Here is a 14,357-nt window from a genome sequence, read left to right on the forward strand (position 1 = left end):
TTCTCAGCGACGGCCGGTCACGCTCCGCCGATGACCTCACCTCCCGTACGAAGGACGGGTACGCGCGGCACCGCCTCCACGTCCTCCGGTCTTCGCGCCGCCCCGGCCTCCTCGAACTCCACACTCCGGGCCAAGACCCGGGCCCGCAGCGTGCGTTCGCGCATGTCCGCACTCCTCACGCCGCCGGCCCGCGCCGCGCCCGCGCCACGCCCGTGGCCCACGACGTGCCCCGCTCCTTCGCAGCACCTCGCGCCCTCGCCGCCCCTGCCCCCGCCGGCGCCCGCCGCCGTCCCCGCCCACTCCCCCGGCGCGCCCCGCGTCCCCGCCGCCCTGCTCTCGCTCCTCGCGCTCGTCGTCCATGCGGCCCACTCCCTCCGGCTCCACGCCACCTTCCGTACCACCGGCTACGACCTCGGCATCTTCGGCCAGGCCGTACGGGCGTACGCGGAGGGCGAGTTGCCCTCGTCCGCGATCCGCGCGACCACCGGCCCGGATCCGGACGTGCCCTTCCCGATCCTCGGCGACCACTTCCACCCGGTCATCGCCGTCCTCGCCCCGCTCTACCGGCTGGCCCCGCACGTCGAGACGCTTCTCCTCGCGCAGGCGGCGCTCGTCGCCTGGTCGGTGTACGTCGTCGCGCGGGCCGGGGGCAGCCGGATCGGGGTCGCGTATGCGCTCTGCTGGGGCGTGCAGCGGCTGATCGGCTTCGACTTCCACGAGGTGGCGTTCGCGCTGCCGCTGCTGGCGCTGTCCCTCGCCGCGTACCGGGCGGGGCGCTGGCGGGCGTGTGCGGTGTGGGCGGCGGGTCTCCTGCTGGTCAAGGAGGACCTGGGCGCGACCGTTCTCGTACTGGGCCTGCTCCTGGTGCGCCACCATCGCCGGGCGGGCCTGACGCTGTGCGTACTGGGCCCGGCGGCGACGGCCTTCGCCGTACTGCTCGTCCTGCCGCACTTCAACCCGAGCGGCGCGTACACCTACGTCGCCACGGCGACGGGCGGTACGGGTGCGGCAGCCCTCCCGGCGGGACTGGAGGTCAAGGCCACTACCCTCCTGTGCCTTCTTCTGCCCACCCTCTTCCTCGCCCTGCGCAGCCCCTTGGTCCTCCTCGCCCTTCCGACGCTCGCGTGGCGGTTCCTGTCCGCCAATCCGTCCTACTGGGGCACGGACTACCACTACTCGGCGGTTCTGATGCCGATCGCCTTCTTCGCGCTGATCGACGCACTGGACCGCGGAAAGGGCGCACATGTCCCTGTACGTACGGCAGTTGTGGCCGTCGCCGCACTCCTCGCGACCGCCCTGCCCCTCGCCGAGGCGCTACGCCCCGCGTTCTGGCGCGATCCGCCGTCGGCCTCCGCCGCCCGGCAGGCACTCGCGCACGTCCCCGACGGAACGAAGGTGGCCGCCACCAACCGTCTCGCCCCGCACCTCACCGACCGCGCGACGGTCTTCCTGCACTCCCCCGGCCGCCCGGACGCGCGGGTCGACTGGATGGTCCTGGACACGACGGACACCACGTTCTCCCCCCATCCGGCGAAGGCCGTACAACGCGGCTTCCACCAGGTGTACGCGGCGGGCAGCCACGTCGTTCTGCGTCGGGACGGGGCACAGGGCCGGGCGCGGTAAGGGGTCTGTGTGCTGGTCGGGGCAACCGAACGGTCCGGGCGGGCTTCGGTCGGCGGTCAGGAGCAAGTTCCCGGGGACCTCTCTCACGGAACCTCGGGGAGACCAAGGCGGAGAAGAGCGCCGGTGACAGGAAGCGTGGCAGTTTGGAACAGCAGGCGTTTCGAGAAGTGAGCGGAGAGGAGTGGCCGTGCCTTCTTCCGAAGAAGATGTGACCAGCGCCCCCTACATTGCGATCGTGCTGATGGAGTCCTCGTCCGACAGCAGGGACTACGTGCCCCTCTACCAGGAGAACATCGTGCTCATCCATGCGCGGGACGAGGATGCGGCACGGCAGGCGGCGGAGCGCCGCTCCCGGCAGTCGGAGAGTTCGTTCCTCAACGAGGGCGGGCAGAAGATCACTTGGCGGCTGAAGACGATCGTCGACGTACAAGAAGCGCAGGACGCGGATCTGACACGGGACGCCGACCTGTACTCCCGCCACTTCCGCGATCACGTCTCGTACGAGAAGTTCGAGCCTCTCCTCTCCGGCGAGGAACTCTGACCTTCAGTTCCGGTTCCGCTCCGCATGCCGGGTTTCTCGCAACGGGCACGGCAGCGCGCGGACGACGCGACGGCCCCCACCGACACCGGTCGGTGGGGGCCGTCGCGTGCCGTATCTGCGACGTCGGCCACCTCGACGCAGTCGCCCACCTGTCCGCTGTACGAGCTCTTGCGCCCTGCGATGACGCCCGGCTCCGGAGCGAGCACCGGTATCGACGCCGGGCCCCGCGTGCTGCGGATCAGGCTGGTCGACCACAGGCTGATCGACGACGGGCTGATCGACGACAGGCAGAGCCGACCCGCGAAGGGCCGCCCCGCCGGGTGCGGCCGCGTGCCCGACGCCGTCGACGGTGGCGGGCACTCGGCGTCCCCGGTGACCGAGGGTCTCCGGCGTGGTCGAGCACGGGCCGTCCGGGCGAACGCCCCCCGGGCCGTCCGGGTGGCTACTCCCCCGCCCGCGACGCCCTCCGTCGCGCGTCCCGGCGTACCGCCCGCCGCAGCACCCGCCCGCAGCGCCGCGCGTACGCGGCCTGGAACAGCGGCACCAGCGGCCCGGCCGCTCGGGCGTACCGGGCGACGGGCCGGCTGAACGCGCGGACGGTCAGCCACACGCTGCCGTCCGCTTCGTCCGTCTCGACGAGGAATACCTCTTCGCCGCACTCGGGGTGGCCGGGCAGCGTCCCGTACCCGAACCCGGCACGGCGCTCCTCGTCCACCGTCCACACCACCCGGCACGGCGCCTTGATCCGCCACCGGCCTGCACCGAGCCCGACGACCACCTTGACGCCGGGCGCGGCGACGGGTGCTTCGGCGTCGATGGTCACGCCGACCGCGCGATGCATCCGCCAGTTCAACACTGCGCGTCCGGCGAGGAGTTGGGCGCGTTCACCACATCCCACCCGGGTGCGCACCTCCAGTGCGCCGTACCCGTCGGGGCAGTATCCGGGCCGCTCGCGGGTGAGCCCCACCTGCGCGTACGTGTATGGCTCCATACCGCCCATGGCACCACACGCGGAGGGAGCCCGCCGGGGGAGGGTGCTCAGTCGTCGGCGGGGCCGGCGGCTGAGCCGTGCGCGCGCCGGAACAGGGCCGTCCACAGGAAGCTCTCGCCGAAGTGCGGGGAGTCGGCGGGCTCGTCGCGCATGCGGCGGATCTCGACTTCCTCCAGGCCCGGGACGGCGGCGAAGATGCGGCGGAGGGACTCCGCGGAGTAGGCGAGGCCGCCGTGCAGGTGGGGGCGGTCGGCGCGGTAGAGGTCCGCGTCCGGGATCTCGCTGCCCATGCCGCCCTCGCCCGCGGCGAAACAGGTGAGCGAGAAGTGCCCGCCGGGCACCAACAGGCGGTCCAGCATGGCGAGATAGCCGATGCGGCGGTGCGGCGGCAGGTGGTGGAAGCACCCCGAGTCGTGGATGACGTGGTACGGGCCGGACAGTGCGGCGGATGCCTGGGTGAGTGCGAACGCGTCGCCGCGGGTGAAGCTGATCCGGGACGCGATCTCCGGGCCCGCCTCGCGGGCGCGGTCCTCGGCCCAGGCGATGGCCTTCCGGGAGAGGTCGACGGCGTCCACGTCGTAGCCGGCGGCGGCCAGCCGGAGGGCGTTGCGGCCGGGGCCGCAGCCCAGGTCGAGCGCCTCGTCCCCCCGGCCGGGCCGGAACAGTCCGCCGTCCAGGTACGAGGCCAGGTTCTCGTCGGGCTTCGAGACGAAGAACGGGACGGGCCGGTCGCGGTCCGCGTAGAAGCCGTCCCACCAGTCGGACGCGCCGTCCGTCCACCGGTCCGTCTCGGGCGCGAACAGTCCGTCGAGGAGGTCCATGACGTCGTCTGCGGTGCGTATGGAACGGTTGCGGTCGTGCTTCATCCGGGCCCCCGAAGTGTGCGGTGCGGTAGGAGTCGATTCTACGCGCGCGAGCCGCAAAGCCCCAGGTGAGCAGGGGTGTTGAGGTAAGAAGGGGGGCGCGTACGGGGAGCTGACGGCCTTGTGTACGGGGTGGCCGCCGCACCCCGGCGGCCACGGGCAACGCCCCGCAACGGCCCCGTCCGGGGCCGTTGCGGGGCCCTTCCGGGCGGCGGCACGGTGGGTTGTTTCCGGATCCGCCAGGAGGGCGGAACGGGCAGCTTCCGGGAGCCGGCGCTCGATTGCGGCTCGGAGCCGAGGACTCCGTCCGCACCGGCGGGAACTGCGCGTTCTCCGCCCCGAGCGCCACCTCCCGTGCGCGCCTACTTCTTCGTGCTGCCGGTCACCGACACGACGAACCGTCCGTCGACCTCAAGGACAGCGAGGTCGGCGATCGGTGCCGATGCGGGCCCGACGGCGAACCGGTGCTCGGCCCCCATCCGGTCGCCGCGACGCTCACGGACATCAAGCGCGTCCGTACCTCCGGCGGTGTCCAGCTCGGCGACCCATGCGACCGCCTCATCGACGTTCTCGCCCTTCTGGAGGTACCGGCAGACTTCCTCCTCGGACTTGTTCTGGGCCGTGGCCGCACCCAGGAACTGCCGCACTGCCTCCTCGCCGGACTTCGCACCGCTTCCGCAGCCGGTCCTGCCGCAGGCCGTCGCCGTCGCCAGCAGGCTCACCGACGCCACGAGGGCGAGCCATACCGGCAGGCGGCCCATGGTCCTGCTCACACCTTGTGTGCCCACCATGTCCTTCCCTTGCTGTTCATCGCGGTGAACGGCTTGTTCTTGGTGTTGGACGTGTGATACGAGAGCAGCGGAACTCCGCGACTGTGTCCGGTGGTCACCATCGAATGCACCATGTTGTTGTAGCTGGTGCTGTTCGCGTACTGAAGGATGTCACCGACTCGCAGCTGGTAGACGTTCGACCACCCGGTTGCCCGCTTGGACTCGATCCGCGCGAAGCGGAAGAAGTTGGGAGCGCCGGCCCACGTCCACGAAGCACGGATTCCGACGTTCCCGGTGTACCACCAGTTGCCGTCGCTGCGGTACCAGCCCAGGTCGTGCTTCCAGCCCCCTGCTTTGAGCGACTGCGACACGAAGTTGGTGCAGTCCTGCGACCACTCGTGGTACGAGCGGTTGGGGCTCAGCGCGTGCTTCAGGGCGTAGTTCTTCACCTTGGTCCGGTTGGCCGCGCTCAGTGCCTGGGTCTCGATCCCGCCCGGTATCTCGTCCTTGGCCAACGGCTCGGTCGAGGACGGCGCGACCGCCGGATCCGTCGCGGGCACGAGCGGAGTCTTCAGGTCGGGGTCGGTGAACTCGGCCGGATCGAACTTCGGCACGCTGTCCAAGTCGAGCAGCTCGGCCGGAACCCGGTCGTACTGCACGGCTTCGCCGTCAACGGCGAAGAACTGGCCCGGCTGCAACGTGCCGAGCGGTGCGTCGATCACCGCGAACGGCTGCAGTTCCTCCCACACCTGGCCGTCACCGAGCGTCCTTGCGATGTGCAGGGTGACGAACCGGACGCCACCGTCGGTCACCACGCTGTCGACCGAGGCGTCGACGTCGGTGACCTCGATCCTGCCGTCGGCACGGAACTCTTCGGCGACGTCCGCGATCCTGCTCGCCTCCACGGCGAGGGAGCGGAGCGCGAGGGGTTCGGCGGCAAGCCGTGACACACCCTTGCCCACGGATCGCCGGAGTCCGGCGGCGGACGTGTTCTGCTTCTCGACGTAGATCTCGCGGTTGATGTGCTCGACGGCACCGGCGAGGTCGGCCTCTGCCAACGTGACGCCGCGCCGGTCCCTTTGAGGCTCGGCCGATGCGGTGGAGACAGTGGCCGTGAGCAGCCCGGTGAGCAGCGTCAGCGCACTGACCAGTGCGACCCCCGCCCTCCTTCTCGGCGCGGCCTCTCCTGCGCGGGCCTCGGGCTCCAGGGCGTCGTCTCTTCGTGCTCGGTTCACTCGCTTCACATCGTCCCCCGTGGGTCGGAGCCCCCGTTCCTGTCGACGGGGGCGGCTTCACACCACCTGATGTCACCGGATCGGAAAATCCCACAGGCTCCGCCGAACGAATCACCGGCCGCGTCCGCGCATACGAACACCGGTGCGCCTGGGGCTTGTTACGCTGCCGGACGGGGGAACGCATCCCTGATCGCGGCCCGCCAGCAGGTCTCCCGGGGGCACTTGTCGTCCAGGGGGTGCTGAGACTCGGCACGGCCTCCTTCAGCGCGATGTGTCCACGGACGCGCTCGGGGGAGGCGCCGGATGAGGGACGTTTTCTACACCGATTTCTTCGCAGACATGCTTCCGAAGGTGCACCGCTTCATCCGGGCCAGATCGCCTTCCGGGCTCGCCGAGGATCTGGCCAGCGAAACGATGTTGACCGTCTGGCGCAAAGAGGTTCCCGTCCCCACCGACGACGTGGGCCTGCGGCAGTTGCGCACCTTGACCTACAAGATCGCCCTGGGGCACATCTCCAACGCGGAGAGGAAGGGCGCCCGGGAATCGGACGCGCTCCAGCAGGGGGCGCTCCGCCTCGTTCCCGGAGTCGATCCCACGTACGAGGCGGTCGTACCGGTGGTGCTGGCCGAGGCGATCGCCCAACTCGACGTCAACGACCGGCAAGGGGTGAACCTGATGATCGCCGGGTTCCGTACCGCGGAGATCGCGGAGATCCTCGGGATCAGCGAGAAGGCGGCGTCCATGCGCCTGGCGCGTGCACGCAAACGCCTTGACCACAGGCTCGCCACGGGCGAGAAGGAGGTGGAGGGTGACGTCACCGCATGACCATGACCGTGAGGGCGGGCCCGCGGAGCCGACGGCGCCGTCAAGCGTGCGGTGCGGTAGGGGGGAATCGTCGGCAGACCGGCGGTGACCGGCTCGGGGAAGGGCTTCGGCGGACGGGCCTGCGGGTACGGCGCGGGGGCGCGTACGAGGAGTCGAGGGTGAGTGCCTCCCGGACAGGGAGGCCACCGCTCCCCCGGCGTCCACGGGCCGTGCGGGTCCCGGCGTCCCCGGCGGGGTGCGGTCGCAACGCACCAGGCCCCGCCGCCCCGGTGCGGTGCGGGCGGAACGCACCAGGCCCCGCCGCCCCGGTGCGGTGCGGGCGGAACGCACCAGGCCCCGCCGCCCCGGTGCGGACCGCGCCCCGGTCACCGCCTGTCGCGGCCCGCCGCGCCGCGGAAACGTCGGCGTTCGCCCGTTCCGCGTTCCTGCGGTGTCTCCGCCAGCGGGATCACCTCGCCGTCGCGCCCCGCCACCACCGGTTTCGCCGAGCGGGCGGCCTTGGCGCGGTACTGGGCGGCGTCCGCCAGACGGAAGAGGCGGCGGGCGGAGGTGATCTCGCCGATCGGGTCGCCGGTGGAGGCGATACCGCAGGCGACACCGTCGCCGAACTCCAACTCGGCCGCGCGATGGCAGAGTTCGTCGGCGACCCGGACCACCTCGTCCGCCGTCGGGCCGACGGTCAGGAGGCAGAACTCGTCGCCGCCGAGGCGGGCCGCGAGCGTACCGGGGAGCATGGCGCCGCAGCGCGAGAGGACGCAGCCGAAACGTTCCAGCAGACGGTCGCCGGTGGCGTGGCCGAGAGTATCGTTGACCCATTTGAGGCCGTTCACGTCGCAGACGACCAGGCTGACGACCGCTCCGGTGCCCCGGTGCGCTTCGAGGGCCTCGTCCAGACGTATGTCGACGGCCCGGCGGTTGGCGAGACCCGTCAGGGGGTCGGTGAAGGCGAGCTTGCGGACCTCCTCCAGCCGTTCGGTCTGGACGATCCCGGCGGCGATGACCGAGGCGAGCACGGTCGCGAAGTCGGCGTCCGCCCGGTCGAAGACCGGCTCGCCGACGGCGCGGGCCACGTACAGCTCGCCCCACGCCCTGCCGTGCAGCACGACCGGTGCGACCACGCAGCAGCCGCGGCCCCGGCGACGCAGGGCCGCGACCCTCCCCCACACTCCGAACGGCGCGGGGGCGGCCCCCCGACGTCGGTGTCCCCGCTCGCCGCCCTCCCCCCTTCCGGGCCCGGTGTCCGGGTCGCGGTCGCCGTCGGCCGTCTCCACCCACGCGTCCGGCTCGCCGCCCCCCGCCCACTGCTCGTGCAGGAACTCGGTGATCTCGGGGAACTGGTGGACGGGGTACGTCTCGTCCTCGGGGAATTCCTCTTCGCCCGGCGCGCGCTCGCCCTCGTTGACCAGGACCCGCAGCCGGCCCGCCTCCCGTTCCCATACGGAGAGCGCGGCGAAGCTGCCGCTGAGCGCGTCCCGCGCGCCCAAGGCGGCAGCTCGCCAGCTCTCGCGGGGCGTGTGGGCGGCCGCCATCGCCTGCGCCAGCGCGACCACGGCCCTCACACGAACGTTTTCACCCATTGGTACAGGTTAGGCAGGTTTTGCCCGTAGCCTCGCTCGGGAGCGGCGGTCCGGGGGTCACGAAGAGGCCGTACGGGGGCCACGGACGGAGGACCGGGCCATCCGCGTGCGCTCGACGCCGCGGGCGTCACTCGCCGGGCCACTGCGGCTTCCGCTTCTCGTTGAACGCGGCCACGCCCTCCGCCCGGTCGCCCGAGAACGCCACCGAACGCCACGCCGCGTCCTCCACCTCCAGGCCCGCCCGCAGGTCCAGGCCCTGACCCAGGCGCATGGCCTTCTTCGCGGCCCGCAGCCCGACGGGAGAGTTGCCGGCGATCCGGGCCGCCAGCGCGAGGGCCTCCTCGCGCGCGTCCCCGCCATCGGGCACGAGGACGTCGACCAGGCCCAGCTCCGCGGCCTCCGCCGCCGCCACCCGGCGGGCCGTGAACACCAGCTCCGCCGCTCTCGCCGCCCCCACCCGGCGCGGCAGCAACTGCGTACCGCCGCCGCCGGGCAGGACGCCCACGGACACCTCGGGAAGCCCGACGACGGCCGAGGCGTCCGCGACGATCACGTCACAGGCGAGGGCCAGTTCGTAGCCGCCGCCGAGGGCGAAGCCGTGGACGGCGGCGACGGCCGGCATGGGGAGGTCGAGGACGCCGGTGTACGCGGCGCGGGCGGCCGGGCGTTGACGGACCAGTTCGGCGTCGGTGAGGGAGTTGCGCTCCTTGAGGTCGGCGCCGACGCAGAAGGCGCGGTCGTTCGAGGAGGTCAGGACGGTGGTACGGACGGTGGGGTCGGCCGCGAGGACCGCGCACGCCTCGGTGAGGGAGGCGGCCATCGCGCTGGACACCGCGTTCATCGCCTTGGGGCGGTCCAGGACCAGCTCGGCGACGTGTCCGCCCTCGCCGTGACGTCGTACCGCCACGAATTCCCCGTACCGCTGCTCGTCGCCGCTCATTCCGCACCCTCCGGTTAACGATCGTTTCCTGGGGATCCTAGGCACGCCGTCGGCCGGTCAGGAAGGGGGCGACCGGGCACGCGGGGGCACGGCGCGGCCGGGCAGGACACGGGCGGGCAGGGCACGGGCGGGCCGGGCACGCCGGGCACGGGCGGGCCGGGCACGCCGGGCACGGGCAGGCCGGGGAGAACGGGGCGCGGTCGCCGCGACGCTCGGGCGGGCAGGGCACGGACAGGCCGGGGAAGGCAGCGCGCGGCCGGGGAAGGCAGCGCGCAGGCGAGCGACGGAGGGGAGCCCGCGGACGAGCAACGGGGCAGCGTTGTCGGCGAGCAGCGCGCGGGCGCTCGCTCGGGGAGGGAGACCGTCAGGAGGAGGCGGGGAGAGGGGGGCGTCAGGAGGGGTCGGGCTTGGCGCGGCGGGCCAGCATCCACGGTTCGACCATGCCGAGGCCGCGGACCGGGCGCTGCCACATCGGCTGGAGGCCGAAGCGGTACGTGGGCGACTCCGTGCCCTCCTTCTCCGCCTTCTCCGCCTCCGCGGCGGCCTCGGCCTCCGAGACCGGGGCGTCCCCGGTGCGGGACAGCTCCTCGGCGAGCGCGCCGTCGACCAGGACGGTGTCCTTGGGCGCTATCGAGGTGAGGCGGCTGGCCAGGTTCACGGTGGTGCCGAAGACGTCGCCCATCCGGGTGGTGACCGTGCCGAAGGCGATGCCGACGCGCAGGGCGGGCATCGTCTGGTCGTGGGAGAGGGTCTCGATGAGGCGCAGTGCGATCTCGGCGGCGGTGCCCGCGTCGTCGGCGCAGTAGAGGACCTCGTCGCCGAGGGTCTTGATGAGGCGTCCGCCGTGGGCCGCGACGAGGTCGGCGCAGGTGGTCTCGAAGGCTTCGACGAGTTCGCCGAGCTCCTCCTCTTCGAGGCGGCGGGTGAGGCGGGTGAAGCCCACCAGGTCCGCGAAGCCGACGGCCAGACGACGGTCCACCATCTCGTCGTCGTCGGCGGCCTGCACGACACGGCCGGTGGCTGCGGCGAGCTGGCGGCGCCACACGTAGACGAGGAACTCCTGCAGCTCCGGGAGGAGCAGCTCGACCAGCGGGTACGTCACCTCGGTGCGTGTCATGCCGGGCTCGGGCGGCTCGGTGAGGCCCTCCAGGAAGCTGTCGATCTGCCATTCGGCCAGCCGGGCGGTGGTCTGTCCGGTGGAACGGGCGACCTGAACGGCCATCGGCTCGCTGAGCAGGCCCGCCTCGACGAGGCCCGCGAGGCGGCGCAGGGCGAGTACGTCCGCTTCGGTGAGGGCCTTGGCCTGGCCGATGTCGGGAAAGCCCATGGCACGCCAGAAACGGGAGGCGAGGTCCATGGAGACACCGGCGGTGCGGGCGGCCTGGAAAGCGGTGTAGCGGCGCTCCGCGCCGAGGATGAGCTGCTCCAGGCGGATCGCGAGGGGATCGTCCGAGGGCTCGGCGGTGTGGTCGACCTCGTGGAAGACGGGGGGCGGGGGCGGTGTCTTGTAGACGTCCGGGGGCGGCTGCGGAGTCGCCGGAGCAGGGGGGCGGGGGTCCTGGGGTTCCCCGGCGTTCCCGGGGGCCTCGGGGCCGGAGGGGTCCGCGTCCCCGTCGGACGTAGTGCCGTCGACGGTCACCTGCCGCCTCCTGCCCGTTCCCTGCGCACTGCCCGCACTGCCCTACCGCCGCCTGTCGATCTCTCGCGACCCGTCCTGTGTCGCCCGGTCACGGACCGCGTGACGCGGGTCGCCTCAACGATACGGCAGATGTGCCGTGGCTCACTCCCCGCGCGCGAGGCGGGTGGGGCGGGAGTCGTCGGGTGGGGGCGGGTGGGACGGGTGCCGTCGGGCGGGAGCGCCGGGCCGACCGTGCGCAACCGGCGCGCGGGGACCCGGTGCGGGCCGCCCCCGGTCCCGAAGGCCCCACCGGTCCTGTTGCGGGTCCGCCCTCGCCACGGGCGCCGCTCCGGCTGCTCGCCCCGCCCCGGCTGCGCTGCCCCTTCCGCCCCGGCTGCCCGTCCCGCCCGCGCCGCTCGTCCCGCCCCGGCTGCGCTGCCCCTCCCGCCCCGGCTGCCCATCCCGCCCGCGCCGCTCGTCACGCCCCGGCTGCGCTGCCCCTCCCGCCCCGGCTGCCCGTCCCGCCCGCGCCGCTCGTCACGCCCCGGCTGCGCTGCCCCTCCCGCCCCGGCTGCCCGTCCCGCCCGCGCCGCTCGTCCCGCTCCGGCTGCTCGGACGGCACCCGGTCGCCGCAGGCGCGGGAACGGCGGGCCTCACCACCGGGGCCGTCGCCCGACGGCTGGGCGTCGCCCCGTCCCGCCCGCATTACTCGTCCCCTGCCGCGCTACTCGTCCCCTGCCGCGCGCAGGTGCACGATGTCGCCCGCGCCCACCGGTTGCTGCACGCCCTCCGCCGTGCCGATGACCAGGCGGCCGTCGCCGTCCACGGCGACCGCTTCGCCGGTCAGGACGTGGCCGCCGGGGAGTTCCGCACGCACCGTGCGGCCCAGCGTCGCGCAGCCCGCCGCGTACGCCTCCTGGAGGCGGCAGGACGCCGGGTCGCCGTCGGCCTCGCGCCACTCCCCGTACCACTGCTCGATCGAGCGCAGGACGGCCCGCAGCAGGGTGTCCCGGTCGGTGGAGACCGCCCCGGCGAGGGCGAGCGACCCGGCGGCCGGGACGGGGAGTTCGTCGGCGCGCAGGGAGACGTTGAGCCCGACGCCGACCACGACTCCGTCGCCCACGCGTTCCGCGAGGATGCCGCCCGCCTTCCGTTCCTCTCCGTCCACGGTGACCAGGAGGTCGTTGGGCCACTTGAGTGCCGTGTCCACCCCGGCAGCCCGGCTCAGCCCGGCGGCGACGGCGACGCCGGTGAGCAGCGGCAGCCAGCCCCAGCGCTCCGCGGGGACGCCCTCCCCCGGCTTGAGCAGTACGGAGAAGAAGAGGCCCGAGCGGGCGGGGGCCGACCAGGTGCGGTCCAGCCGCCCGCGTCCCTTCGTCTGCTCCTCGGCGACGAGCACCGCGCCCTCCGGGGCGGAATCGCCGCGTCCGGCGAGGTCGCTGTTGGTCGATCCGGTCGTGGCGATCACGTCGAGCGACGTCCACAGCCCGCCCTCGCGGACCAGCGCGCGGCGCAGGGCCGGCTCGTTGAGAGGGGGCCGGTCGAGGTTGTTCCAGCGGTCCGGCCGGGGGGTGTCTGAAGCATCGGGAGGCGTCATGCAACCCAGCGTAGGTGTGGCAAACGACGCACTGCCGACCAGCGGTCCCGCAGCTACGCTACGGGTCAGTAGCCGTCCGTACCGTCGCCGTTGACGCCTGGCCCGCTTGGCGCGTCGACGCAGTCGAAGCAGGGAGCCGCATCCCCGTGTCCGCACCGCAAGAGCCGCAGAACGCCGACATCCACACCACCGCGGGAAAGATCGCGGATCTCAGCCGCCGCATCGAAGAGGCCACCCACGCGGGTTCCGAGCGCGCGGTGGAGAAGCAGCACGCCAAGGGCAAGCTGACGGCGCGCGAGCGGATCGAGCTGCTCATGGACGAGGGCTCGTTCGTCGAGCTCGACGAGTTCGCCCGGCACCGCTCCACCAACTTCGGCATCGACAGGAACCGCCCGTACGGGGACGGCGTGGTCACCGGTTACGGAACCGTCGACGGCCGCCCGGTGTGCGTGTACTCGCAGGACTTCACGATCTTCGGCGGCTCGCTCGGCGAGGTGTACGGCGAGAAGATCGTCAAGGTCATGGACTTCGCGCTGAAGACCGGCTGCCCGGTCGTCGGGATCAACGACGGCGGCGGCGCGCGTATCCAGGAGGGCGTGGTCGCGCTCGGCCTGTTCGCGGAGATCTTCCGGCGCAACGTCCACGCGTCCGGTGTCGTGCCGCAGATCTCGCTCATCGTCGGCCCGTGCGCGGGCGGCGCGGTGTACTCCCCGGCGATCACCGACTTCACGGTGATGGTCGACCAGACCTCGCACATGTTCATCACGGGTCCCGACGTCATCAAGACGGTGACGGGCGAGGACGTCGGCTTCGAGGACCTGGGCGGCGCGCGCACCCACAACACCACGTCCGGTGTCGCGCACCACATGGCGGGCGACGAGAAGGACGCCATCGAGTACGTCAAGTCGCTGCTCTCGTACCTGCCGTCGAACAACCTCTCCGAGGCCCCCGCCTTCCCCGAGGAGGCCGACCTGGAGACCACGGACGAGGACCGCGCGCTGGACACGCTCATCCCGGACAGCGCCAACCAGCCGTACGACATGCACACGGCGATCGAGCACGTCCTGGACGAGGGCGAATTCCTGGAGACGCAGGCCCTGTTCGCGCCGAACATCCTCACCGGCTTCGGCCGCGTCGAGGGCCACCCGGTCGGCATCGTCGCCAACCAGCCCATGCAGTTCGCCGGTTGCCTCGACATCGACGCGAGCGAGAAGGCCGCGCGGTTCGTCCGCACCTGCGACGCCTTCAACGTGCCGGTGCTGACCTTCGTCGACGTGCCGGGCTTCCTGCCGGGCGTGGACCAGGAGTACGGCGGGATCATCCGGCGCGGCGCGAAGCTCATCTACGCGTACGCGGAGGCCACCGTCCCGCTCATCACCGTCATCACCCGCAAGGCCTTCGGCGGCGCGTACGACGTCATGGGTTCCAAGCACCTCGGCGCGGACCTCAACCTGGCCTGGCCGACCGCGCAGATCGCCGTCATGGGCGCCCAGGGCGCGGTGAACATCCTGCACCGCCGCACCATCGCCGCCGCCGAGGACCCGGACGCAACCCGCGCCGAGCTGATCGCCGACTACGAGGACACCCTCCTCAACCCGTACGTCGCGGCCGAGCGCGGCTACGTCGACGCGGTGATCATGCCGTCCGACACCCGTGCCCACCTCGTGCGCGGTCTGCGCCAACTGCGCACCAAGCGCGAGTCCCTGCCCCCGAAGAAGCACGGCAACATCCCGCTCTAGTAGCTCCGGAAAGGGAGTTGGTGACCATCATGGCCGAC

14 protein-coding genes are annotated in these 14,357 nt (G+C 72.6%); 4 read left to right on the forward strand and 10 right to left on the reverse strand.

Annotation, left to right across the window (positions count from 1 at the left end):
- Positions 1-17 precede the first annotated feature (17 nt).
- On the reverse strand, positions 18-164 hold the full coding sequence (locus ACQPZG_RS13155; protein WP_433545994.1) for a hypothetical protein: 147 nt from the start codon (positions 162-164) through the stop codon (positions 18-20).
- Between ACQPZG_RS13155 and ACQPZG_RS13160 the strand changes: the two genes are divergently transcribed.
- Together ACQPZG_RS13160 and ACQPZG_RS13165 are read left to right on the forward strand one after the other, a co-directional pair.
- On the forward strand, positions 163-1,623 hold the full coding sequence (locus ACQPZG_RS13160; RefSeq protein WP_433545995.1) for a DUF2079 domain-containing protein: 1,461 nt from the start codon (positions 163-165) through the stop codon (positions 1,621-1,623). The genes ACQPZG_RS13155 and ACQPZG_RS13160 overlap by 2 nt on opposite strands.
- 187 nt (positions 1,624-1,810) lie before the next feature.
- On the forward strand, positions 1,811-2,164 hold the full coding sequence (locus ACQPZG_RS13165; RefSeq protein ID WP_433545996.1) for a DUF4288 domain-containing protein: 354 nt from the start codon (positions 1,811-1,813) through the stop codon (positions 2,162-2,164).
- Positions 2,165-2,606: 442 nt separating this feature from the next.
- Here ACQPZG_RS13165 and ACQPZG_RS13170 read toward each other — a convergent pair whose 3' ends face one another.
- The 4 genes from ACQPZG_RS13170 to ACQPZG_RS13185 all read right to left on the reverse strand — a co-directional run bounded on the left by ACQPZG_RS13170 (position 2,607) and on the right by ACQPZG_RS13185 (position 6,023).
- Entirely contained in the window at positions 2,607-3,155 is a 549-nt protein-coding gene (locus ACQPZG_RS13170) for a DUF1990 family protein (protein ID WP_433545997.1), read from the reverse strand.
- Positions 3,156-3,202: 47 nt separating this feature from the next.
- Positions 3,203-4,021 (reverse strand): class I SAM-dependent methyltransferase, encoded by an 819-nt coding sequence (locus tag ACQPZG_RS13175; protein ID WP_433545998.1) that lies wholly within the window; start codon positions 4,019-4,021, stop codon positions 3,203-3,205.
- Between the two features lie 359 nt (positions 4,022-4,380).
- Positions 4,381-4,809 carry a hypothetical protein gene (locus tag ACQPZG_RS13180; protein WP_433545999.1) on the reverse strand — a complete coding sequence of 143 codons (429 nt, stop codon included), beginning with the start codon at positions 4,807-4,809 and terminating at the stop codon, positions 4,381-4,383.
- Complete coding sequence (locus ACQPZG_RS13185) at positions 4,788-6,023, reverse strand: amidase domain-containing protein (RefSeq protein ID WP_433546000.1); 1,236 nt, start codon at positions 6,021-6,023, stop codon at positions 4,788-4,790. The genes ACQPZG_RS13180 and ACQPZG_RS13185 overlap by 22 nt, the downstream gene beginning before the upstream one ends.
- A 303-nt stretch (positions 6,024-6,326) precedes the next feature.
- Here ACQPZG_RS13185 and ACQPZG_RS13190 point away from each other — a divergent pair, with 303 nt between their 5' ends.
- The gene (locus ACQPZG_RS13190; RefSeq protein ID WP_433546001.1) at positions 6,327-6,848 is read left to right on the forward strand and encodes an RNA polymerase sigma factor; all 522 of its coding nucleotides are present in this window, start codon (positions 6,327-6,329) and stop codon (positions 6,846-6,848) included.
- Positions 6,849-7,213: 365 nt separating this feature from the next.
- Here the strand turns inward: ACQPZG_RS13190 and ACQPZG_RS13195 are convergent, their stop codons facing one another.
- From ACQPZG_RS13195 to ACQPZG_RS13215, 5 genes are all read right to left on the reverse strand, one after another.
- Positions 7,214-8,425, reverse strand: a complete 1,212-nt coding sequence (locus ACQPZG_RS13195; protein WP_433546002.1) for a diguanylate cyclase domain-containing protein — start codon at positions 8,423-8,425, stop codon at positions 7,214-7,216.
- Positions 8,426-8,552: 127 nt separating this feature from the next.
- On the reverse strand, positions 8,553-9,365 hold the full coding sequence (locus ACQPZG_RS13200) for an enoyl-CoA hydratase/isomerase family protein (RefSeq protein WP_433546003.1): 813 nt from the start codon (positions 9,363-9,365) through the stop codon (positions 8,553-8,555).
- A 391-nt stretch (positions 9,366-9,756) separates the two neighbouring features.
- Positions 9,757-11,004: an adenylate/guanylate cyclase domain-containing protein gene (locus ACQPZG_RS13205; RefSeq protein WP_433546004.1), complete on the reverse strand. Its 1,248-nt coding sequence runs from the start codon at positions 11,002-11,004 to the stop codon at positions 9,757-9,759.
- A 457-nt stretch (positions 11,005-11,461) separates the two neighbouring features.
- Positions 11,462-11,689 (reverse strand): hypothetical protein, encoded by a 228-nt coding sequence (locus tag ACQPZG_RS13210; protein ID WP_433546005.1) that lies wholly within the window; start codon positions 11,687-11,689, stop codon positions 11,462-11,464.
- An 18-nt stretch (positions 11,690-11,707) separates the two neighbouring features.
- Positions 11,708-12,580, reverse strand: coding sequence for a biotin--[acetyl-CoA-carboxylase] ligase (locus ACQPZG_RS13215; protein ID WP_433546006.1), 873 nt, complete (start codon positions 12,578-12,580; stop codon positions 11,708-11,710).
- Between the two features lie 146 nt (positions 12,581-12,726).
- Between ACQPZG_RS13215 and ACQPZG_RS13220 the strand changes: the two genes are divergently transcribed.
- The gene (locus tag ACQPZG_RS13220; protein WP_433546007.1) at positions 12,727-14,319 is read left to right on the forward strand and encodes an acyl-CoA carboxylase subunit beta; all 1,593 of its coding nucleotides are present in this window, start codon (positions 12,727-12,729) and stop codon (positions 14,317-14,319) included.
- The last annotated feature ends 38 nt before the right edge of the window (positions 14,320-14,357 follow it).

This window comes from Streptomyces sp. CA-294286 (genome assembly GCF_050947155.1).
Classification (GTDB): Bacteria; Actinomycetota; Actinomycetes; order Streptomycetales; family Streptomycetaceae; genus Streptomyces.

Coding starts and splice junctions, on each gene's coding strand:
- ACQPZG_RS13190 (WP_433546001.1), top strand. CDS start 6,327: ATGAGGGACGTTTTCTACACCGATTTCTTCGCAGACATGCTTCCGAAG.
- ACQPZG_RS13215 (WP_433546006.1), bottom strand. CDS start 12,580: ATGACGCCTCCCGATGCTTCAGACACCCCCCGGCCGGACCGCTGGAAC.
- ACQPZG_RS13160 (WP_433545995.1), top strand. CDS start 163: ATGTCCGCACTCCTCACGCCGCCGGCCCGCGCCGCGCCCGCGCCACGC.
- ACQPZG_RS13210 (WP_433546005.1), bottom strand. CDS start 11,689: ATGCGGGCGGGACGGGGCGACGCCCAGCCGTCGGGCGACGGCCCCGGT.
- ACQPZG_RS13155 (WP_433545994.1), bottom strand. CDS start 164: ATGCGCGAACGCACGCTGCGGGCCCGGGTCTTGGCCCGGAGTGTGGAG.
- ACQPZG_RS13170 (WP_433545997.1), bottom strand. CDS start 3,155: ATGGAGCCATACACGTACGCGCAGGTGGGGCTCACCCGCGAGCGGCCC.
- ACQPZG_RS13200 (WP_433546003.1), bottom strand. CDS start 9,365: ATGAGCGGCGACGAGCAGCGGTACGGGGAATTCGTGGCGGTACGACGT.
- ACQPZG_RS13195 (WP_433546002.1), bottom strand. CDS start 8,425: ATGGGTGAAAACGTTCGTGTGAGGGCCGTGGTCGCGCTGGCGCAGGCG.
- ACQPZG_RS13175 (WP_433545998.1), bottom strand. CDS start 4,021: ATGAAGCACGACCGCAACCGTTCCATACGCACCGCAGACGACGTCATG.
- ACQPZG_RS13180 (WP_433545999.1), bottom strand. CDS start 4,809: ATGGTGGGCACACAAGGTGTGAGCAGGACCATGGGCCGCCTGCCGGTA.